This window comes from Sphingobium yanoikuyae, from assembly GCF_034424525.1.
Lineage (GTDB): Bacteria > Pseudomonadota > Alphaproteobacteria > Sphingomonadales > Sphingomonadaceae > Sphingobium > Sphingobium yanoikuyae.
Genome location: NZ_CP139979.1, coordinates 4432089 through 4453168 on the forward strand (window position 1 = coordinate 4432089; position 21080 = coordinate 4453168).

A 21080-nucleotide genomic window follows, 5' to 3' on the forward strand; every position below is an offset into this window, starting at 1 on the left:
CTGGCGCTTGCGCTGGCCCTTTTTTTGTTCCGTGCATAACGAAGCACGGCCCCTTTCCCTCACCCCCGGCGTTACCTATCTTCGTTTCGCAACCAAAAGGACGGGGATGACCATGGCCGATCAGGACAGCAGCGGACGCAGGATTCAGGTCGCCAATGCGCGGCCGGAGGATGCCGGGCGCGGTTTGGCGCGGCTTCCGCTGACGGTAATGGCCGAATTGCAACTGGCCGAAGGCGATGTTGTCGAGATTGTCGGCAAGCGATCGACTCCGGCACGGGTGGTGCGCCCCTATAAGGAAGACGAAGGTCTGGACGTGCTGCGCCTCGATGGTTTGCAGCGCGCCAATGCCGGCGTCGGCTCGGGCGACTTCGTCCAGTTGCGCAAGATCGATCCGCGTCCGGCCCAGCGCGTCGTGTTCGCGCCTGCACAAAATAATCTCCGGCTCCAGGGCAATCCCGATGCGTTGAAGCGGGTTTTCTTTCAACGCCCCCTTGTCGCGGGCGATGTCGTCGCCACCGCTGGCCAGCAACAGGTGCCGCCCGGCGACATGCCACCCCATCTGCGCCAGATGCTGGCGGCGCCGGCCTATGCGCTGCAGGAAATCCGCCTGATCGTGGTGTCGACCGTGCCCAAGGGCATCGTCCATATCGATGCCGAGACCGAGGTGGAGTTGCGCGCCGAATATGAGGAGCCGCGCGATTCCCGCCGCGCCGATGTCACCTATGATGATGTCGGCGGCATGGCGGAAACGATCGACCAGTTGCGCGAGATGGTCGAGCTGCCGCTGCGCTATCCCGAATTGTTCGAGCGGCTGGGCGTCGATCCGCCCAAGGGGGTGATGCTCCATGGCCCGCCGGGCACCGGCAAGACCCGGCTCGCCCGCGCCGTCGCCAATGAATCGGAAGCCGAATTCTTCCTCATCAACGGACCCGAGATCATGGGCTCGGCCTATGGCGAGTCGGAAAAGAAGCTGCGCGACATTTTCGAGGAAGCGGCCAAGGCGGCACCCTCCATCCTCTTCATCGACGAGATCGACTCGATCGCGCCCAAGCGCGGCCAGGTCACCGGCGAGACGGAAAAGCGCCTGGTTGCCCAGCTTTTGACCTTGATGGACGGGCTGGAGCCGCGCACCAATCTGGTCGTCATCGCCGCCACCAACCGGCCCGAGGCGATCGATGAGGCGCTGCGTCGGCCCGGCCGCTTCGACCGCGAAATCGTCGTCGGAGTCCCCGACGAACGCGGCCGGCGCGAGATATTGGGCATCCATACCCGCGGCATGCCGCTGGGGGATCGGGTCGATCTCGCCGAACTGGCGCGTATGACCTATGGCTTTGTCGGTGCCGATCTCGCTGCGCTGACCCGCGAGGCGGCGATCGAGACGGTGCGCCGGCTGATGCCCCGCCTCAATCTGGAGGAGGGCACGATCCCGCCCGACGTGCTGGAGGATCTGTCGGTCACGCGCGAGGATTTCCTCTCGGCGATCAAGCGGGTCCAGCCCTCGGCCATGCGCGAGGTGATGGTGCAGGCGCCCAATATCGGCTGGGCCGACATTGGCGGCCTCGACGATGCGCAGATGCGCCTCAAGGAAGGGGTCGAACTGCCGCTCAAGGATCCCGACGCCTTCCGGCGCCTGGGCATCCGCCCGGCCAAGGGCTTCCTCCTCTATGGTCCGCCGGGCACCGGCAAGACCTTGCTGGCCAAGGCGGTCGCGCGTGAGGCGCAGGCCAATTTCATCGCCACCAAGTCGAGCGACCTGCTGTCCAAATGGTATGGCGAGAGCGAGCAGCAGATCGCCCGCCTGTTCGCCCGCGCGCGACAGGTGGCGCCGACCGTCATCTTCATCGACGAACTGGACAGCCTGGTCCCCGCCCGTGGCGGTGGCCTGGGCGAGCCGGCGGTGACGGAGCGGGTGGTCAACACCATCCTCGCCGAAATGGACGGGCTGGAGGAATTGCAGTCGGTGGTCGTCATCGGCGCTACCAACCGGCCGACTTTGGTCGATCCGGCGCTGCTGCGCCCTGGCCGCTTCGACGAACTCATCTATGTGCCGGTGCCCGACCAGGCCGGACGCAAGCGCATCCTGGCGATCCATACCAAGAAGATGCCGCTGGCGTCCGACGTCGATCTGGATCAGCTGGCGGCCCGGACGGAGCGGTTCACCGGTGCGGATCTGGAGGATCTGTCCCGCCGGGCGGGCCTCATCGCGCTGCGCCAGTCGCTGCGGGTCGAAGCCGTCACCATGGCCCATTTCGAGGCGGCACTGGAGGAAACCCGCGCCTCGGTCACGCCGGAAATGGAGCGGGAATATGAGCAGATCCAGGCGACCTTGAAGCAGAGCGCGATGCAGGTCGATCCGATCGGCTTCATTGCGCCCGGCATGCTGCGCGCCCGCGAACGCTGATGGACTTGGGATACGCGCGCGGCCAATGGCGGGTGAACCCATCGCCTGGCCGCGCGTTCTATCCCATGGCGCGCAAAGCCGCTTGCCAGCGGACATCAATTTTGCGAGGCCGATTCTGTTAGTCAGTCAGGCGGATTTTGATGGCCTCCCCACCGTTCAAAGACAAGAAGACCAGGATTTCGACGCGCGGTGGCAGCCGCTCCTTCCGCAGCCAGTGGGCCATGTTCTTCCGCCAGTTCATGAAGCATCCCGGCATGATCGGTTCGGTCATCCCCTCCTCGTCGCAACTGGTCGCGCGCTCGCTGGACGGCGTCGACTGGGCACGGACCCGCCTGTTCGTCGAATATGGTCCGGGTGTCGGCACCTTCACCCAGGCCATTCTCGATCGCATGCATCCCGACGCGATCCTGCTGGCGATCGACCTCAATCTCGATTTCGTCGCCTATCTGGAGGATGCGATCGACGATCCGCGCCTGCGCGTCGTGCATGGCTCGGCCGCCGACGTGCGCCGCTTCGTCAAGGAAGCGGGCTATCAGAAGGCCGACTATGTCCTGTCGGGCCTGCCCTTTTCCACCCTGCCGGCGGGCGTGGGCGAAACCATCTGCGAAGAGACGCGCGCCGTGCTGCGGCCGGGCGGCAGCTTCATCATCTACCAATATTCGCGCTATGTCCGCCGTCTGATCGACCCGCTGTTTGGCCAGGTCAGCGACGAACTGGAATGGCGCAACATCCCGCCCTGTCGCCTGTTTCGCGCGGACAAGGACGAGGCGCTGGCCCAGGCGGCCTGATCTTTCCTGATCTGTATCAATATCTGGCAGAAATTACGTAATTCGGCCTGCTGCGCGTTTGACTCCGCGATCGACTTGGGCAACCAATTGCCTGGGGACAAGGGGGTTATATGGCGTCTTATTACGCCGAAGGCAGCGACCCGTGGGCCGACCTCTTTCTGTCGGCTGCGCTGGAGCCGCATCTGTGGGATCAGGCGATCCGTGCGATGGCGCAGGCGACGGGGTCGCGCCATGGTCAGTTGATCGGCTTTGGCCATGGAGCTGCCGGCTTCAACTGGATCAGTGATGTAGAGCCGGATATTGTCGACAAGTCTGCAACCATCGATGGGGCCGCGCCCGATCTCAATTTCCGCGTCGCGGCCGATCAATTGTCCGGGCGCCCCGACATCGTCCACGAAGCCTATTATGACATCGCCCGGCAGAGCCTGCGTTCTGCCGACTATCTCGATCTGTGCAGCGATTATGATATTTTCGATGGCTGCCAGACCCGGCTTTTCGCTGGTCCCGACATGATGATCGGCCTGGCCCTCTTGCGTGGTCGCAAGGATGGCCGGACCGATCAGGACCAGCGCGACCTGTTCGCCCATGTCGCCGGCCATGCCCGCAACGCCGTGCGGTTGCAGCGCGCAATCGAGCATCAGGGGTTCGCGCTGCTGGCCGGCACGTTCGAAACCATGGACCGCGCCTGCTGGCTGCTCGACGCGACGGGGCGGGTAGGGGGCATGACGCCGCGCGCCGAAGCCCTGCTCTCCACCAGCCGGCTGCGGGTCGGTGATGGCTGGTTGCAGAGCGAACGGAGCGATGAGACGCGCGCCATCCTGCGTTCGGTCCGGGCCGTGGTCGACGCGCCCGCGCGGGAGGCCGATCCGGTGGCGCTGGCCGATGCCGATGGGGGCGTGGGCATCATGCTGGAATTTTTCCCGCTGCCGTCCCGGCCCTGGTCGCTGCCCTTCGCGCCGCATGCAATCATCGTCGCCCGCGTGGGCGCGCCGACCGAACGCCATGTCCGCCTGCTGATGCGGACCTTCCGCCTGACACCGGCCGAAGCGGATATCGCCATTCATCTGGCCGCTGGCATGACCCGTGCCGATATTGCCGCGCGGCGCGGCGTTTCGGCCGAGACGCTCAAGGCCCAGTTGCGCTCCATCTACGACAAGACGGGCTGCAATCGGGAATCGCAGCTGGTCCGCATCGTCGGGATGATGAGCAGCTGAGTTACGGATTTTATTGCGAAAATTACGCAATTTACCCCCAATGGGGTATGCGTGCGCCGCGCAAAAAGGCTAGGCGAGTCGATAAGGCAGGACCATCTTGCCGGCCGACGGCCGATCCATATGCGACCCATGGGTCGGCCGCCGGCAACCGCTCCCTGTATCTTCCCGCTTCGTCAGGGTTCCGTCTCGCGACATTTTCGTGCTAAGCCGCTGCCGGATTTGAAGCGAGATTACTGATGAACGACCTGACGCAGACCCCCGAAATGCTGATCGCGCAGATGGGCGCGCGTGCGCGCCGCGCCGCCGCCCTGCTCGCGCCAGCCGGGGACGCGCAGAAGGTCGACGCGCTGCGCCGCGCGGCCCAGGCTCTGCGCGACCAGGCGCCCGCCATCCTCGCCGCCAATGCGCGTGACATGGACAATGGCATCGACAATGGCCTGTCCGCCGCGATGCTCGACCGGCTGCGGCTGGACGAGGACCGGATCGCCGCCATGGCCGCCGGCGTCGATCAGGTCGCGATGCTCGAAAATCCGCTCGGCAGCGTGATCGACAGCAGCGTGCGCCCCAATGGGCTGGAATTGAGCCGCGTCCGCGTACCCTTGGGCGTTATCGGCATCATCTACGAAAGCCGCCCCAACGTCACCGCGGACGCCGCCGCCCTCTGCCTGCGCGCTGGCAATGCCGTGATCCTGCGCGGTGGCAGCGAGGCGAAGGAAAGCAACCGCGCCATCCACGCCGCCATGGCAGAGGGGATCGCCGCCGCCGGCCTGCCCGCCGATGCTGTGCAGCTTATCCCCACCACCGATCGCGCCGTGGTCGGCGCGCTACTGCGCGCATCGGATTTCGTCGATCTCATCGTGCCGCGCGGCGGCAAGAGCCTGGTCGCGCGCGTGCAGGAAGAGGCGCGGGTGCCCGTGCTCGCCCATCTTGACGGCATCAACCACAGCTATGTCGATGGCGCGGCCGATCCCGCCATGGCGGAAAGCCTGGTCCTCAATGCCAAGCTGCGCCGCACCGGTGTCTGCGGTTCGACCGAAACGGTGCTGATCGACCGCGCCTATGCCCATGCCCCCGCGCTGGTGAAGGCGCTGCTCGACGCGAAGTGCGAAGTGCGCGGCGATGATGCGGTGCAGGCAATGGACGATCGCGTCATCGCCGCGTCGGACGAGGATTGGGATACCGAATATCTCGACGCCATTGTCTCGATCCGGCTGGTCGACGGCGTGGAAGAGGCGATCGCCCATATCGCCGCCCATGCCAGTCACCATACCGACGCCATCATCACCGAGGATGTGGCGGTGGCCGAACGCTTCCTCAACGCCGTCGACAGCGCGATCGTGATGTGGAACGCCTCGACCCAGTTCGCGGATGGCGGCGAGTTCGGCCTCGGCGCGGAAATCGGCATTTCGACCGGCCGCCTCCACGCCCGCGGCCCGGTCGCGCTCGAAGGGCTCACCACCTATAAATGGATCGTGCGCGGTCGCGGCCAGGCCCGACCGTAAGGCGTTTTCGGGGTGAAGGGGGAAAACTACCCCTTCACCACCGCATCGATCGCCTTCAACTGCTTCAGCATCGGCCCGACCCAGTCGAGCTTCAGCATTACCGGCCCGTCCGAGGGCGCATTGTCCGGGTCTTCGTGCGCCTCGGCGAAGATCGCCGCCACGCCCGCGGCCACTGCGCTGCGCGCCAGCAGCGGCGCATAGTCGCGCTGCCCGCCTGAGGCTGATCCCAGCCCGCCGGGCTGCTGCACCGAATGGGTGGCGTCGAACACGACCGGATAGCCGGTTTCCGCCATCACCGGCAGCGCGCGCATGTCGCTCACCAGCGTATTATAGCCGAAACTCGCGCCGCGCTCGGTCAGCAAGATGCGCTCATTGCCGGTCGACGCGACCTTCTGCGCCACCGCCGCCATGTCCCAGGGGGCCAGGAACTGCCCCTTCTTGACGTTGATCACCGCGCCGGTCTTTCCCGCCGCGATCAGCAGGTCGGTCTGGCGACAGAGAAAGGCCGGGATCTGCAGGATGTCCACCGCCTGCGCCGCAGCCTCCACCTGTTCGGGGCCATGAATGTCGGTCAGCACCGGGCAACCCAGCACCGCCTTCACCTCGGCCAGGATCGCCAGCCCCGCATCGATGCCGACGCCGCGCTTGCCACTCACCGACGTGCGGTTCGCCTTGTCGAAGCTGCTCTTGAAGATAAAGGGCACGCCCGCATCCGCCGCCGCCTTGGCCAGCGCATCGGCCATGAACAGCGCATGGTCGCGGCTTTCGATCTGGCAGGGGCCGGAAATCAGGACGAAGGGCAGGTCGTTGCCGAAGGTGACCGGGCCGACCTTCACATGCTTGGGATCGCTCATGCCGCTCACTTGGGCGCCTTTGCGAAGCGGCGCAACAATTGTCCGCGCCACAGCCCCTTGCCGGGATGATAATTCCAGCAGAACCAGCCAAAGGTCAGGCAGGCGAGCAGCGAGGGCAGCGCCATCGGATCGCCATTGGCCTTCATATGGCGATAGAATGTCATGTCGGCGCGCCAGCGGTCGCGCTCGCTGCCGCCGCCATTGATGCCATACATATTGTCATGCTTCCTGCAGCCGACATTCCGGTTGTATTTGCGATGGTCTATGAAATAGCAGTAGTCGCGTTCGGGCGTGGTCATGTCCCGATTAGGACCGGGGCAGTGCAGAAATTCAAGCGTAAAGTCTTTTACCTGGGTGGTTTTGATCCGCGCGGCGTCCGTTTCTATCACCAGCTCTATCGCGATCAGGCGGCCCGCTACACCGCGCTGACCGGCGAAGCGGTGGCGGTCAGCGCGCGCCGCGCCGGCCCCGCCAACAGCGCGATCTGGACCGTCACCAACGCCAGCGCCGGGGTCGAGACCGATTATGAATATCTCCGCTGGGAAGATCTGATCGGCAAGGTCTGGATCCGCCATCCCTTCACCCTCGCCTGGCGCGCCGCCCGCGCCTATGCCGGCCATGCCCGGCTGATGCAGTTCGGCCGGATGCGCAAATTGCGCCGTGGTCCGGTCATCACCATCCTCTATCCGCCGATCCTGGCCGTGCTGATCCCGCTGCTGCTGGCGCTGGTGCCCGCGCTCCTGCTGTCGCTGCTGCTGCCCTTCTGGGCCAGTGCGCTTGTCGGCATCGGCATCAGCGCCTTCTTCTCCGGCCGCATCCTCGACAAGCTGGTCGTGTCCTGGCTGCTGCGCTTCATGACCTATCATGGCGCGCTCGCCGCCGACGGGCCGGGCGACGAGCTTAATGCCCGGCTCGACCAGTTCGCCGCCCGCATCGCGGCGGAACTGGACGGCGACTGGGACGAGATCCAGCTCGTCACCCACAGCGCCGGCACCATATTGGGCATGAGCTTGCTGCGCCGCATCCTTGCACTACGCGGTGGCGCGCTGCCCGACCATTTCGTCATGGTCGGCATGGGGCAGGTCGTGCCGGTCATCGGCCTGCGTCGCGATGCCGGCTGGTATCATGCCGACCTCAAGGCGCTCGCCGACCAGCCTTTCCGCTATGTCGACATCAGCTCCCCGCCCGACGGCGCGGCCTATTACAACGTCAATCCGCTGCGCCTTGTCGCCGATCAATTTGCCGCGCGGGTGGACATGCTATCGCCCCGTTTCCATCTCTTCTACTTGGCCGAAAATTATCACGGGGGCTGGTCCAACAAATATGAGGCGCATTTCGATTATCTCAGGGTCGGCGACCGCCTGTCGCCGCTGGATTTCGTGAGCCTGACCGCCGGCCGCCGCACCGTGGACGAGGCCGTCGCCGCCTTCCGGACGATCCCGTGAGCGCGCCCTTCACGCCCCCCTATCCCGAGCCGCCCAAATCGAAGCGCGGCCTTATCAAACGCTTCCTGCGCGGCTGGCACAGCTGGATCCATGTGCTGTTCGACAAGAGCTATACGATGAAGATGGGCGAGATCCGCATGCCGGGTCAGACCATGTATATCGCCAACGAACTGCCCTTGGTCGATCGCATCCTCAAGGGCGGCACCGCCTTCCCCAAGCATAGCGAACTGGTCCGCAATCTCGATCCGCTGATCGGCAATTCGGTCTTCTCCGCCAATGGCGAGGATTGGGAAAGCCAGCGGGCGATGGTCAATCCCGCCTTCGCCCATACCGCGCTCAATCGTTCCATGCCGCTGATGGTCGCCGCCGCCGACGATCTGCTCGCCCGGCTCGATGCCGCTGATCGGTCAAAGCCGGTCGATATCGACCCGATGATGACCCATGTCGCGGCCGACATCATCTTCCGCACCCTCTTCTCGCAGACGCTGGACGAGGAACGCTCCAACATCATCCACACCGCCTTCGGCCGGTTCCAGCGGCTCGCCCATTCGGCCTCGATGCTGCGCCTCTACGGCATCCCCGCCGGCTGGTTCGAGAAGCGCTCGAAAGGGCCGGCCCGCGCCATCCATGACGTGTTCCGTCCGATCGTCGAGGCCCGCTACGAAGGCTATCATGACCGGGGCGAGGCACCCCATCGCGACATTCTCCAGTCGCTGATCGAGGTGCAGGACGCGCAGACCGGCGCCCATTTCACCTGTGAACAGGTGATGGAACAGGTCTCGACCATCTTCCTCGCCGGCCATGAAACCTCGGCCAGCACCATGACCTGGGCGCTCTACATGCTCGCCGAATGCGCCCATATCCAGGATCGGGTCCGCGCCGAAGTGGCCGGCATCGCCGGCGACGCAGTGCTGACCGCGCCGATGCTCAAGGATATGAGCCATGTCCGCAACATCTTCCGCGAAACGCTGCGCCTCTATCCGCCGGTCGCCTTCTTCCCGCGCGAAGTCACCTGCCCGATGGAGATGCGCGACAAGCAGTTGGAGGAAGGTTCGATGCTGGTCGTCGCGCCCTGGCTGACCCAGCGCAACAAGGATAATTGGGCCTGCCCGCACGCCTTCGACCCCGACCGGTTCGATGATCCGGCCAATGCCGACATGGTGAAACAGGCCTGGTTCCCCTTCGGCCGCGGCCCCCGCGTCTGCGTCGGCGCAGGCTTCGCCCAGCAGGAGGTGATGACCGTGATCGCCTCGGTCATCCGCCGCTACAAGCTGACGATGCCCGCCGGCTTCAAACCCGAACCCATCAGCCGCCTCACCATCCGCCCCAGGACCGGCATGAAATTGCTGTTCGAGCGGGTGGGGTAACTCGAAATCGAACTGCTCAACGCGACAGCTTGGCGCAACCTTGCGTGCGGGAAAAAGCGCCGATCACGCCCCCTCCGCGATTGGAACAGTTGATCGCTCCAACTATCTGGTCAATCAATCCAATCGTAAAGATGGTCACAACGACAACTATCGGGATTAAATGCTTGAAGCGTCTCATTTCGTTGAAACTCGCCGATTGAAATATTGACGTCAACGCCTGTTCTACTTCCCTGTCGGCAGTTCCACCTGCACCTGCGTCGGGACCGGCGCGGCCATGATCGCGACGATGCTGGCCGGCATCGCGCAGTTTGAGCACGATATGCTCAGCGGGCGTGTCCGCTCTGGGTTGAGCGCGGGGACGCAAGCTCGGACGACAACTGGGGGAATGCCCCAAATCCGATCGGCTCGGTCCCAAGGTGCTGGCGCTGGTGGCAGAAGGACGTAGTTATCGCTGGATCGCGAGCGATCTTGGCCTGAGCAAGAACACGGTCTCTGCGATCGTGAACCGGGACAGGTTGGCTGCAAAAATGATGTTGAAATAACGGTATGAGCGCTCTCTAAAAGTCATCTGTCCACGTCCCGCTGCGGAAGTCTAAGATAACATGCACGTATTCGATCGACGCCTTCTTTATATATGGTTGTTGATGACGCTGGGAGCTGGTTGCGCGCTTTTTCTGCCAGAAATAGTCGTTCTTCTGATGCTGGCGCTTATCGGCTTTCCTTTGGCATGGTTGATGACCCTCATGCCAGGAGCATGGATTTATTTCACGCCGACACTGGCCATCTATATGATCCTACGCAGAGTGTCGGACGCCCCTCCGCGCTTGATGATGCTGGTTGCTGCCGCCTTACTGCCGGTTGCCGTCGGCTTTGCTATTCCATGGTGCGCTAATGGGATCACTGAACGACGCGTCCAAGCCCTGATCGCACAAGATCATGGCGCGCCTCCAATATTGCCAGTAGGCCTTTCCATCACCCATGCAATCGACAGAGGCTTAGGTTCGTCCGGCAAATGCTGGGACACCTGCCAACGGCTCCTATTTTCGCGCACCGCAAAGAGCATTGCTGAAGTACCACTCGACATGCTGCCGAAGCAAGCCTCGCTCCCGGTTCCTGCACGTCGCTTTTCGCTCGGACCGATTGGACCGGGATGTAACAATACACGGTTACAAACGACGTATGCCACGAGCACAGAAACTGGTCGCGAGGTTCCACCCCCTCCGCCACCACTCTCGGACAAACTGGAGGACTTCGCACAGGAAGGATTGTGTTTGCACGATGATGCAGTGCGAGATGTGCGCTCCGACGTGCTCATTGTGGAACGGCGGAACTATGATCCGGCTTTCCGGGGCTTCCATTTTGAGGGTGAGGGCTGGCGCGCCTCGCTGCATCCCATCGCCCCATTCAAAAGGCGTGAAGTTTTCCGACATGCGCCTTCCGGCTTGGTGCGGCTTATGCGCCGCACTGAGGTCCGATATGCGCTCTTGGCGGAGCCATTATGGCTATCTCCAGGATTCCGTTTCGACACGGCGTCCCCGACGCACTGGGCTTGGCGCGACGAGCGTGTCGTCGGCAGTCCGGTCGACAGCTTTCAGCCGACCCAATGGAACGGGCTAATTGCCAACGATCTGGCGGTGCATGGTCTCCGCTGAAGTATCAGCGGCGGACCGAAAACGCCGCAAATGTGGAGCACCATCGGTTTAGGGTGTCATTTCGCCCTGCGCCGCCGGCAATTCCACCTGTACCTGCGTCGGGATCGGTGCCGCCATGATCGCGATGCCCGAGACGATCCCCAGCACGCCCCAGGCCCAGCGTTTCGCGCGCAGGTCCATGACGCCGCGCGCCAGGCAGTAAAGGCCGGCCAGAACCAGGATGATGGCGGCGATCATGCGACTTCCTCTTTTGCGGTCTCGTCTTCGGGCACGACATCGACGGCGACGCTGATGCTCTGGCCCGATCCGCCGACGAACAGCCCGTCCATCGGCGCGACATCGGCATAGTCGCGGCCCATGGCGATGAACAGATGGTCCTCGCCGGTGATGACGCCATTGGTGGGATCGAAGCCGATCCAGCCGCGCGTCGGCCCGCACCACAGCATCACCCAGGCATGCATGGCGTCGGCGCCGACCAGCCGGGGCATGCCCGGCGGCGGATAGGTGCGGAGGTATCCGCTGACATAGGCGGCGGGCAGGCCGACGAGGCGCAGCGCCACCACCATCACATGGGCGAAATCCTGGCACACGCCATGGCGCGCGGCAAAGGCGTCGGCTACCGGCGTCCCGGCATCGGTGGCGCTGGGATCATAGGCGAAGTCCGCCTTGATCCGCTGCGCCAGTTCCCATGCCGCCGCGACGATCGGCCGGTCGGGCGCCAGCATGTCGCCCGCCCAGCTGCCGATCGCGTCCAGCATCGGCGCGCGGGGGGAGGCATAGAGGAATTGCGCGGGGGCAGAGGCGCTGATGTCGCGATCGGCCAGCGCCGCGCGCGCCACCATGGCGATGCTGGGATCGTCCGCCTGCGGCAGGATTGGCGCGCCGCCTGCCACCCCGGCGCGGAACCGGCTCTCGATCGTCAATTGCCGCAATGGCTGGTCTATAACCAGCCGCTCGACATGCACCGGCCAGGCGCCCGGCCGCGCCTCGATCGACAGCGGCGCGGGATCGACGCTCAAGGCATAGTCGGCGGTCCATTGCCCGGCCCAGGCCATCGGCCGCAACCGCACATTGAAGCGGGCGACCCGCACCGGCGCGCCATAGCGCAATATGCTTCTGTGCCGGACATGGTAGATCATGACAGCAGCTCTGCGCCCTCGACCTTTTCCGTCTTGCGGACCTGCAGGAAATAGCGCTGGCCGATCGCGTCGGACAAGGCGAGCAGCCGGCTTTCGATATCGGTCAGCGCCGCCATGGTCAGCATGTCGCCGGTCAGCGGCGCCAGCGTCGCCGCCAGCGCGCCGGCCAGCCGCTGCGGTTCCTCCGGCATCCCATCGCCGCGCAGCGTCGGCAGGGCAGCGACATGCTCGGCAATGCACAGTGCCTGATAGGCGATCGAGCGCGGATTTTGCGGCTCCAGCGCCACCAGATCGCGCACCGGCGGCAACGACGGGCCGGTCAGGTAGCGGTTGCGATAGCTGATCTGGCTGTCATGCAGGTCGAGCAGCACGGTCAGGTCGTCGGCCGTCGCCCAATCGCTGCCCAGCAGCAAGGTCAGCCGGCATCCGGTGATCGCCCGCTCGATCCGCCGCCCCATATCGTGGAAGCGCCATCCTTCGGTGCGCGCCATATTCTCCGCCGCCAGCCCCGACAGCGCCGAAATCCGCTCGATCATCCGCGACGCCGCATCCAGCAGCGTCTCGGTCACCGCCCCGTCGAACGGGGGCAGCGGCAGGCGCACCAGCCGCCAGAAATCGGTCGCCAGCCGATCGCGCAGCCCCTCGCCGATATTGGCGACCACGCCCATCAGCGCGCGCACGCTGCCGGACTGGCGCGCATCGCCCAGCGCCTGCGCGCACAGCGCGCCGACCGGCTGCGCCGCGTTGCCGGTGGCGCCCCACAGCGCCAGCTGCCCCGCCAGCCGTGCCATGGTCGGCGAATCCGACGATGGCCCCATATCGACCTCGATCGATTCGCCGATCACCGCGCGGATCACCCGCAGCGTCATTTCGGTCCGCTCGATATAGCGGCCCAGCCAATAGAGATTGTCCGCCGCCTTGGTCGGCAACAGCCCGCCGATCCGCCGGATCGCCGGCGCGCCGCCATCGCCCAGCCCAAAACCCAACAGCGTATCGGGCGGCACCGGCTGACTATCGATCACGCACATGTCGGCCGACATGTCGCCTTCGCCCATCAAGGCGGCGCGGATGTCGCCATGGGCGGCCAGCCGCGCAAAGGCGCCGGGCATGATCCGCCATTGCCCCAGTCCATCGCGCGCCACGAACACGCGCAGGGTGAAGGGCAGGGGGGTGAGGCGCCCGCCGACGATCGCCGGTGTGGTGGATAATTTCACCACTTCCTGCCCGACATAATCCATCGGCCGCCGCGCCATCGCCTCCAGCAGGGTGGCGCGCTGGTCCGCGTCCAGCGCCGATCCCTGCACCGATCGCGCCGGGCCAAGCCCCGCCGCATCCCGGTCGAACGCCGATGCCACCAGCAATGCGTCCAGATGGCCGGTCACATGGCCGCGCTCGCGCTCCTGCCCGCACCACCAGGTGGCGATATTGGGCAGCAGCAGGTCGGTGCCCAGCAGCGCCTTGGCCAGTTGCGGCAGGAAGGCGGCAAAGGCGCGCGCCTCGATCACGCCCGCACCCGGCCAGTTGCTGACCATCAGCCCGCCGCGCGCGCAGGCATCATAAAGGTCAGGCACACCGATCCGCGATTCCCCGTCGAACGCCAGCGGGTCGAGGAAGCGGCTGTCCATCCAGCGCCACAGCCCGTCGATCCGCTTCAGCCCCTCGATCGTGCGCACGAACAGGCGCCCGTCGCTGACGATCAGGTCATCGCCCTCGACCAGCATCAGGCCCAGATAACGGGCCAGATGTGCCTGCTCGGCATAGCTCTGGTTGAACCGGCCCGGCGTCAGCAGGCCGATGCGCGGATCGGCGCGCTGGCAATCGACCGCCAGGCCCCGACGCAGGTCGGCGAAGAAGGGCGCCAGCCGCCGCGTGTTCATCGCACCCAGCAGATCGCCGGTCGCGCGCGACAGCGCCAGCCTGTTCTCCAGCGCATAGCCGACGCCCACGGGCGTACGCACCCGGTCGGCCAGCACGCGCCATTCGCCATCCGGCCCGCGGCCGACGTCCGCGGCGTAGAAATGGAGATAATGGCCGCGCGGTGGCGCCGCCCCAGTCATCACCCGCCAATAATGCGGGCTGCCGGTCACCACCGCGGCGGGCAGCTTGCCCTCGCGCACCAGGCTCTGGGTGCTGTAAATGTCGCTGATCACCCGCTCCAGCAGCTCGGCCCGCTGCATCAGCCCCTGCTCGATCCGGGTCCATTCGCCCGCGCCGATCAGCATCGGGATCGGGCTCAGCGGCCAGGGCCGCTCCTGCTCGTCACCGGTCAGGCGGAACGCCAGGCCCAGATCCTGCGCCTGCCGCTCGACATTGCCGGCCAGCGTCGCGGGATCACCCTGTCCCTGTTCCGACAATCGATCCAGCATCGCCCGCCAGCGTGGCGCCATTTCCGCCGGCGCCCCGGCGAACAGGTCGCCACCCGACGCGCGCGCCAGATAGTCGCCGGCCCAGCCGGACGCTTCGAGACCCGGCAGGACAGGCGAGTCGGTCATCGTCTAATATTCGGGATGCCTGAACCGAAGGTCCAGCGTCATCGGAAATTCGCTCGGGGGTTCGGCTGGCGGCATGTCGACCGGGCCGGGCGTATGGCCATGATCCTGGAATCGCGCCTTGCGCCGCGCCTCCGCCTCATAGCTGTTGATCGGCACATCGTCATAATTGCGCCCGCCCGGATGGGCGACATGATAGACGCAGCCGCCCAGCGACCGCCCGCTCCAGCTGTCGAAGATATCGAAGGTCAGCGGCGCATTGGCGGGCAGATTGGGGTGCAGGCAATTGGCCGGCGCCCATGCCTTGTAACGTACGCCGCCCACCGCCTCGCCCGGCACGCCGGTCGGCGTCATCGGCACTCGCCGGCCGTTGCAGCTGACGATATGGCGCCCGGCGACCAGGCCGGACACGCGCACCTGCAACCGTTCGGTCGAACTGTCGACATAGCGCACCGTGCCGCCGATCGCGCCGGTCTCGCCCAGCACGTTCCACGGCTCCAGCGCATGGCTGATCTCCAGCCCGACGCCGCCGGCCTCCACGCTGCCATGCACCGGGAAGCGGAACTGGCGCTGCGCCTCGAACCAGTTGGGATCGAAGTCGTATCCCGCCTGGCGCAGGTCGTTCAGCACCTCCAGGAAATCGGCCCAGACGAAATGGCCCAGGAAGAAACGGTCGTGCAGCGCCGTGCCCCAGCGCACCAGATTGCCCTGCTGCGGCTCGCGCCAGAACCAGGCGGTCAGCGCGCGCAGCAGCAATTGCTGGGCCAGGCTCATCTGCGGGTCTGGCGGCATCTCGAACCCGCGAAACTCGACGAGGCCCAGGCGCCCGGTCGGCCCATCGGGCGAGAACAGCTTGTCGATGCAGATTTCGGTGCGGTGGGTGTTGCCGGTCACATCGACCAGCAGGTTGCGGAAGAGGCGATCCACCAGCCAGGGCGGCGGCAGCTTGTCCTCGCCGTCGCGCACCGGATTGGGCACCTGCGCCAGCGCGATCTCCAGCTCATAGAGGCTGTCGTGCCGCGCCTCGTCGATGCGCGGCGCCTGGCTGGTCGGGCCGATGAACAGGCCGGAGAAGAGATAGGAGAGGGACGGGTGCCGCTGCCAGTAGAGGACGAAGCTCTTGAGCAAGTCCGGCCGGCGGATGAACGGGCTGTCGTTCACGCTCGCTCCGCCCAGCACCAGATGATTGCCGCCGCCGGTGCCGACCGACCGGCCATCGACCATGAACTTGTCGGCGGTCATCTTCACTTCGCGGGCATCCTCATAGACGCCCTGGGTAATCGCCACCGTCTCCGCCCAGCTTGTCGCCGGCTGGATATTCACCTCGACCACGCCGGGGTCGGGCGTCACCTTGAGCACATTGACGCGCGGGTCGGACGGCGGGGCATAGCCCTCGATCCGCACCGGGATGCGGGTCGCCTCGGCCACCTTTTCGACCTGCGCAATCAACTCCAGATAATCGTCCAGCGTCTTCACCGGCGGGATGAAGACCGACAGGAAATTGCCGCGCGGCTCGACCGTGACGGCGGTGCGCACCGCCCCTTCGATGAACACCTGTTCCTGCCGGTCCTGATGCTCGGCCTGCGCCACCTCGGACCGCTCGAACCGCTCGGCCGGCGCGCTGCTTTCCACGCCCGCTTCAGCACGATAATCTGCCAGCGGTTCGCGCGGTTCGCTCGTGTCCTGCGGGTGGATATAGGGGAAATCGGACGGCGGCACATAGGGCAGGGTGCCCAGCGGCAGGCGGTATCCCAGTGCCGAATCCCCCGGCACCGCGAACAGCGCCTTGCGCCGCACCTTCCACACCTCGCTCTGCCAGCGCGGCGCACTCGCCTGCGTCTGCCAGCGCTGGATCGGCAGCACATAGCCGACCGTCTTGCTAAGGCCGCCCTCGAATGCGCGCACCATCCGGCTGCGCTCCTCGGGATTGTCGAACTTGGGGTCGCCCGGCTCGGTATTGGCGGGCAGTTCCGCCTCCTTCACCGACCAGGCCAGCGCATCCTCGAACACCGGCTGGACGAAATCCGTCTCGACCCCCAGCCCGTCCGCCATGGCGGTCAGGAAGCGGCCGGCATCCTCGGCGGTAATGGTCGTATCGCCCGCCTCTGGCTCGCCCGCAATCAGCCCGGCGTCACGCCAGATCGGCACGCCGTCCGCCCGCCAGTAGATCGAATAGCCCCAGCGCGGCAGGCTTTCGCCCGGATACCATTTGCCCTGGCCATGATGCAGCAGCGCGCCCGGCGCGAACCGATCGCGCAGCCGCCGGATCAGCCGGTCGGCATAGCCCGCCTTGGTCGGCCCGACCGCATCGCCATTCCATTCGCCCGCCTGTGGATCGTCGACCGCGACGAAGGTCGGCTCGCCGCCGGTGGTCAGCCGCACGTCCTGTGCGATCAGGTCGGCGTCCACCTGCTCGCCCAGCGCCATCAGCGACGCCCAGCGTCCCTCGGTAAAGGGCTTGGTGATCCGCACCGCCTCGGCAATGCGGCTGACATTCATGGCGAAATTGAAATCGACTTCGGCCGGTTCGGCCATGCCGCTGATCGGGGCTGCGGACCGATAATGGGGCGTGGCGCAGAGCGGGATATGCCCTTCGCCCGCAAACATGCCGCTGGTCGCATCAAGCGCGATCCAGCCGGCACCGGGCACATAGGCCTCGGCCCAGGCATGCAGGTCGACCACATCCTGGGTGACGCCCTTCGGCCCCTCGATCGGCTCGACGTCTGCGACAAGTTGAATTGAATAGCCCGACACGAAACGCGCGGCAAAGCCCAGCCGGCGCAGCAGTTGCACCAGCAGCCAGGCGGAATCGCGGCACGACCCGGTGCCGATGTCCAGCGTCTCCTCGGGCGTCTGGACCCCGGTTTCCATGCGGATGACATAGCCGATGCGCTGCTGCAGCTTGCTGTTCACATCGACCAGGAAGTCGATCGTCCGCCCCTCGAACGATGCATGCTGCGCGACCAGCGCCTCGAACAACGGCCCCTGCGCCTCGACGTCATAATAGGCCGCCAGATCGGTCTCCAGCTGCTCGTCATAGGTGAAGGGGTAATTTTCGGCATAGGGTTCGACGAAGAAGTCGAACGGGTTGATGATATCCAGATCGGCCAGCAGGTCGACCTCGATACTGAAATGATCGACCGGATCGGGAAAGACGATCCGCGCCAGCCAATTGCCGTGCGGATCCTGCTGCCAGTTGAGGAAATGGTTCGCCGGCTCGATCTTCAGCGCATAATTGGGGATCTTGGTGCGACTGTGCGGCGCGGGCCGCAATCTTATCACTTGCGGACCCAGACGGATCGGGCGGCTATAGCGATAGGCGGTCAGGTGGTGCAGCGCGGCCTTGAGCATGATGCGATCAGAAACCACGCTTTGCTGCAATGCAATGCGAAACTGTCGCCTCGCCAAAGATTCTCTTCCTCCCCGGTACGGGGAGGGGGACCATTTGCGAAGCAAATGGTGGAGGGGGTGTTCCTCGCGGCGCTGCGCCGCTAGGCGTCCCCCCCTCCGTCGCGCTTCGCGCGCCACCTCCCCGGCACGGGGAGGAATGGCCCCTATTTCCCCTCCAGCCTTTGGCTGAAATAGACCATCTGCATCGCCTGCAACCGCGCGCCCTGTTCGATATCGGCGTCGCCCGAATGACCGCCGGCGGTGTCCTCGTAGAAGAGATAGGGCAGGCCATAGTCCTTCAGCCGCGCGGCGAACTTGCGCGCATGCTGCGGTCCGACCCGGTCGTCCTTGGTCGTGGTCCAGATATAGGGCGTGGGATAGGCCACATCCTTGCGGATATTGGCATAGGGCGAGATTTTCTCGAGGAACGCCTTTTCCTCCGGCACCGACACGCTGCCATATTCATCGACCCAGGACGCGCCGGCCGCGATCTGTTCATAGCGGATCATGTCGAGCAGCGGCACCTGGATCACCACCCCGTTCCAGAGGTCAGGATGCTGGTTGAATTCCACCCCCATCAGCAGCCCGCCATTGGACCCGCCATAGATGCCGAACTTCTGCGGGCTGGACAGTTTGCGCGCGAAGATATCCTGCGCCACCGCTGCGAAATCATCATAGATGATCTGGCGCCTGGTCTTGAGGCCCGCCTCATGCCAGGCCGGGCCGAACTCGCCGCCGCCGCGGATATTGGCCAGCACGAAACTATTGCCCCGCTCCAGCCACAGCTTGCCGGTGATCGCGGCATAGCTGGGCGTCATCGGCACCTCGAAGCCGCCATAGGCGGTCATGATCGTCGGCGTGCTGCCGTCGGGCGTCATCCCCTTTTTGTGGACGATAAAATAGGGAATCTTGGTCCCGTCGGTGGACGTCGCCTCAAATTGTTCGACGACAAGACCCGCCGCATCGAAGCGCGCCGGCATCGCCTTCACCTGCACCGGTTTCGGGTCGGCCGCGTCCATCGCCCACAGCGTCGTCGGCGCCAGGAAGCCCGCGACGCTGAGATAAATATTGTCGCTCTTGTCGGACGCGGCGACCGTGCTGATCGTCGCATTGTCGGGCAGGTCGACCGGCTGCGCGCTCCAGCCCTTTGCCCCGCGCGCATAGACCCGCACCCGCCCGCGCACATTGTCGTTGAGGCTCAGCACGACCCGATTCTGCGTCGCCACCACCCCGTCGATCGACTGGCGCGGCGTCGGCGCGAACAATATCTCGGGCGTCAGCACGCCGCCATCCTGCAACGCTTTCAGCGCCACGCTCGCCAGCGCCCCTGCCGGCACGGTGACGCCGCCGCTGGTCCATTCCTCGCTGGTCTGGATCAGCACCTGCCCGTCGACCATGCCCTGCAACTGGCTCTTGGCCGGCAGCGCCAGCCGTTTCGTCCCCCGCGCCGTCAGCAGCCAGGTCTCGTTGCTAAAGAAGGTGACGCCGCGAAACAGGAAGGCCGCCCTATTGCCCTGTCCATCGCTCAGCAGGATCGGCATCGACATCAGCTGGTCGCTCGCCGCGCCGCGAAACACTTCCTGCGCGTCGTCCAGTGTCTGCCCGCGCTTCAGTGTCTTGATGACAAAGGGATAGCCCGACTTGGTCAGGCTATCCGCCCCCCAGTCGCGCGACAGCAGCAGGCTGTCCTTGTCCAGCCACACTGCATTCTGCTTGGCATTGGGAATGTCGAACCCGCCCGGCACGAATGTGCCGTCGACCAGGTCGAACTCGCGCAGCCGCACCGCATCCTCGCCACCATCCGACAACGCCAGCAGCGCGATCCGTTCCTCGGGGTCGAGGATGGTCGCGCCCTTCCAAACCCATTTCCTGCCTTCCGCTTTGGACAAGGCATCGAGGTCCAGCACGGTCGTCCAGCTCGGCGACGCCGCCGCATAATCGGCCTCGGACGTATAACGCCACACGCCCTGCGGATGGTCGGCATCGCGCCAGAAATTATAGATGCGGCCATGGATCAGCATCGGCATCGCGACCCGGTCCTTGGCCGATGCGATCGCCAGCGCATCCTTAAAATAGCCGGCATAGCGCGGATCGCCCTGCAGCGTGGCGACGGTCGCCTTGTTCTCCGCTTCCACCCACTGCATCGCGCGCGGCCCGGTCCAGTCTTCCAGCCACACGAACGGATCGTCGGCAGGCGCGTCGGGGGCGGGCGCAGCGGCGCCGGTCAGCAGGGCAGCAGAAACCATCGTCAAAAACCTCTTCATTGCGCCCCCCTTTGTTGTCCTCAATCCCGCGCGAGCTGTCCCCGCAGGTAACGCCGCCGCAGCACCGCGCCCGCCACCAGCAAGGGCAGCGACGCGGCGCAGGCGACCAGCCCCAGCAGCATCGGCGACCAGCCCATCAGGCTGTGAACGCCAAAGGCCGACGGCAGGATCAGCAACAGCGCGCCCAGCGTCAGCAGCCACAGCCCCCAGCGCCGCGGCCGCACCGCCACCATCCGCATCTCATGCCGCAACGCCTTGCGCCGGGCCTTCTCGGAATCGGGATGGGGTGGCTGGCTGTTCCGCACGATCGGCCTCTTGCTGGATATCCTTCCAGTTATGGTCTCCATCGCCCCGGCGCAAGGCGATCGGCTCGCGAAGGGCTTCCCCTGCCGCCGCGCTTGCGCTATCCATTGCCCATATCCCCGGGGGAACGTCCGCAGACGGTTGAGAGGCGGCTTTGTGGCCGCGACCCGCTGAACCTGATCCAGTTGACACTGGCGTAGGGAGGGAAGCGCGTCGTGCCACTCGTCCCGTGACACCGCCCGCACTCTCTTTCCGCCTGAAGGAGAGAGACA

At 65.5% G+C, this 21080-nt stretch carries 16 protein-coding genes and 1 riboswitch; of the genes, 7 read left to right on the forward strand and 9 right to left on the reverse strand.

What is annotated here, in order from left to right; genetic code table 11:
• The first annotated feature begins 112 nt into the window (after positions 1 to 112).
• From U0025_RS20580 to U0025_RS20595, 4 genes are all read left to right on the forward strand, one after another.
• Positions 113 to 2401, forward strand: coding sequence for a CDC48 family AAA ATPase (locus U0025_RS20580; RefSeq protein ID WP_174320771.1), 2289 nt, complete (start codon positions 113 to 115; stop codon positions 2399 to 2401).
• A gap of 140 nt (positions 2402 to 2541) precedes the next feature.
• Positions 2542 to 3189, forward strand: coding sequence for a class I SAM-dependent methyltransferase (locus U0025_RS20585; protein ID WP_004209415.1), 648 nt, complete (start codon positions 2542 to 2544; stop codon positions 3187 to 3189).
• A gap of 110 nt (positions 3190 to 3299) precedes the next feature.
• A complete protein-coding gene (locus tag U0025_RS20590; RefSeq protein ID WP_004209416.1) occupies positions 3300 to 4403 on the forward strand; it encodes a helix-turn-helix transcriptional regulator in 1104 nt (367 codons plus the stop codon).
• A gap of 236 nt (positions 4404 to 4639) precedes the next feature.
• Positions 4640 to 5905 carry a glutamate-5-semialdehyde dehydrogenase gene (locus U0025_RS20595; protein WP_004209417.1) on the forward strand — a complete coding sequence of 422 codons (1266 nt, stop codon included), beginning with the start codon at positions 4640 to 4642 and terminating at the stop codon, positions 5903 to 5905.
• 26 nt (positions 5906 to 5931) lie between these two features.
• Here U0025_RS20595 and kdsA read toward each other — a convergent pair whose 3' ends face one another.
• Together kdsA and U0025_RS20605 are read right to left on the reverse strand one after the other, a co-directional pair.
• Positions 5932 to 6759, reverse strand: a complete 828-nt coding sequence (gene kdsA, locus U0025_RS20600) for a 3-deoxy-8-phosphooctulonate synthase (protein ID WP_004209419.1) — start codon at positions 6757 to 6759, stop codon at positions 5932 to 5934.
• A 5-nt stretch (positions 6760 to 6764) separates the two neighbouring features.
• The gene (locus U0025_RS20605) at positions 6765 to 7058 is read right to left on the reverse strand and encodes a hypothetical protein (protein ID WP_004209421.1); all 294 of its coding nucleotides are present in this window, start codon (positions 7056 to 7058) and stop codon (positions 6765 to 6767) included.
• A gap of 21 nt (positions 7059 to 7079) precedes the next feature.
• On the opposite strand from U0025_RS20605, the gene U0025_RS20610 reads away from it, so the two are divergent.
• Together U0025_RS20610 and U0025_RS20615 are read left to right on the forward strand one after the other, a co-directional pair.
• Positions 7080 to 8204: a hypothetical protein gene (locus U0025_RS20610; RefSeq protein ID WP_004209422.1), complete on the forward strand. Its 1125-nt coding sequence runs from the start codon at positions 7080 to 7082 to the stop codon at positions 8202 to 8204.
• Positions 8201 to 9571, forward strand: coding sequence for a cytochrome P450 (locus U0025_RS20615; protein ID WP_004209423.1), 1371 nt, complete (start codon positions 8201 to 8203; stop codon positions 9569 to 9571). Before U0025_RS20610 ends, U0025_RS20615 begins: the two co-directional genes overlap by 4 nt.
• Before the next feature lie 16 nt (positions 9572 to 9587).
• Here the strand turns inward: U0025_RS20615 and U0025_RS20620 are convergent, their stop codons facing one another.
• Positions 9588 to 9887: a hypothetical protein gene (locus tag U0025_RS20620; RefSeq protein ID WP_169331133.1), complete on the reverse strand. Its 300-nt coding sequence runs from the start codon at positions 9885 to 9887 to the stop codon at positions 9588 to 9590.
• 286 nt (positions 9888 to 10173) lie between these two features.
• On the opposite strand from U0025_RS20620, the gene U0025_RS20630 reads away from it, so the two are divergent.
• Positions 10174 to 11223 carry a hypothetical protein gene (locus U0025_RS20630; RefSeq protein WP_004209425.1) on the forward strand — a complete coding sequence of 350 codons (1050 nt, stop codon included), beginning with the start codon at positions 10174 to 10176 and terminating at the stop codon, positions 11221 to 11223.
• Between the two features lie 48 nt (positions 11224 to 11271).
• On the opposite strand, the gene U0025_RS20635 is transcribed toward U0025_RS20630, so the two are convergent.
• From U0025_RS20635 to U0025_RS20660, 6 genes are all read right to left on the reverse strand, one after another.
• Positions 11272 to 11460: a hypothetical protein gene (locus U0025_RS20635; RefSeq protein WP_004209426.1), complete on the reverse strand. Its 189-nt coding sequence runs from the start codon at positions 11458 to 11460 to the stop codon at positions 11272 to 11274.
• Positions 11457 to 12362 carry a transglutaminase family protein gene (locus U0025_RS20640; RefSeq protein ID WP_004209427.1) on the reverse strand — a complete coding sequence of 302 codons (906 nt, stop codon included), beginning with the start codon at positions 12360 to 12362 and terminating at the stop codon, positions 11457 to 11459. Before U0025_RS20640 ends, U0025_RS20635 begins: the two co-directional genes overlap by 4 nt.
• Positions 12359 to 14854, reverse strand: a complete 2496-nt coding sequence (locus tag U0025_RS20645; RefSeq protein ID WP_004209428.1) for a circularly permuted type 2 ATP-grasp protein — start codon at positions 14852 to 14854, stop codon at positions 12359 to 12361. The genes U0025_RS20640 and U0025_RS20645 overlap by 4 nt, the downstream gene beginning before the upstream one ends.
• A gap of 3 nt (positions 14855 to 14857) precedes the next feature.
• Complete coding sequence (locus U0025_RS20650; RefSeq protein WP_004209429.1) at positions 14858 to 18202, reverse strand: transglutaminase family protein; 3345 nt, start codon at positions 18200 to 18202, stop codon at positions 14858 to 14860.
• 203 nt (positions 18203 to 18405) lie between these two features.
• Complete coding sequence (locus U0025_RS20655) at positions 18406 to 20505, reverse strand: prolyl oligopeptidase family serine peptidase (RefSeq protein WP_037490725.1); 2100 nt, start codon at positions 20503 to 20505, stop codon at positions 18406 to 18408.
• A gap of 20 nt (positions 20506 to 20525) precedes the next feature.
• On the reverse strand, positions 20526 to 20810 hold the full coding sequence (locus tag U0025_RS20660) for a hypothetical protein (protein WP_004209431.1): 285 nt from the start codon (positions 20808 to 20810) through the stop codon (positions 20526 to 20528).
• Between the two features lie 109 nt (positions 20811 to 20919).
• Positions 20920 to 21028, forward strand: a riboswitch (TPP riboswitch).
• Positions 21029 to 21080: the final 52 nt, after the last annotated feature.

Excerpts from the sequence above, each read along its gene's own strand:
- U0025_RS20580 (WP_174320771.1), top strand. The coding sequence starts at position 113 with ATGGCCGATCAGGACAGCAGCGGACGCAGGATTCAGGTCGCCAATGCG.
- U0025_RS20585 (WP_004209415.1), top strand. The coding sequence starts at position 2,542 with ATGGCCTCCCCACCGTTCAAAGACAAGAAGACCAGGATTTCGACGCGC.
- U0025_RS20590 (WP_004209416.1), top strand. The coding sequence starts at position 3,300 with ATGGCGTCTTATTACGCCGAAGGCAGCGACCCGTGGGCCGACCTCTTT.
- U0025_RS20595 (WP_004209417.1), top strand. The coding sequence starts at position 4,640 with ATGAACGACCTGACGCAGACCCCCGAAATGCTGATCGCGCAGATGGGC.
- kdsA (WP_004209419.1), bottom strand. The coding sequence starts at position 6,759 with ATGAGCGATCCCAAGCATGTGAAGGTCGGCCCGGTCACCTTCGGCAAC.
- U0025_RS20605 (WP_004209421.1), bottom strand. The coding sequence starts at position 7,058 with ATGACCACGCCCGAACGCGACTACTGCTATTTCATAGACCATCGCAAA.
- U0025_RS20630 (WP_004209425.1), top strand. The coding sequence starts at position 10,174 with ATGCACGTATTCGATCGACGCCTTCTTTATATATGGTTGTTGATGACG.
- U0025_RS20635 (WP_004209426.1), bottom strand. The coding sequence starts at position 11,460 with ATGATCGCCGCCATCATCCTGGTTCTGGCCGGCCTTTACTGCCTGGCG.
- U0025_RS20640 (WP_004209427.1), bottom strand. The coding sequence starts at position 12,362 with ATGATCTACCATGTCCGGCACAGAAGCATATTGCGCTATGGCGCGCCG.
- U0025_RS20645 (WP_004209428.1), bottom strand. The coding sequence starts at position 14,854 with ATGACCGACTCGCCTGTCCTGCCGGGTCTCGAAGCGTCCGGCTGGGCC.
- U0025_RS20650 (WP_004209429.1), bottom strand. The coding sequence starts at position 18,202 with ATGCTCAAGGCCGCGCTGCACCACCTGACCGCCTATCGCTATAGCCGC.
- U0025_RS20655 (WP_037490725.1), bottom strand. The coding sequence starts at position 20,505 with ATGAAGAGGTTTTTGACGATGGTTTCTGCTGCCCTGCTGACCGGCGCC.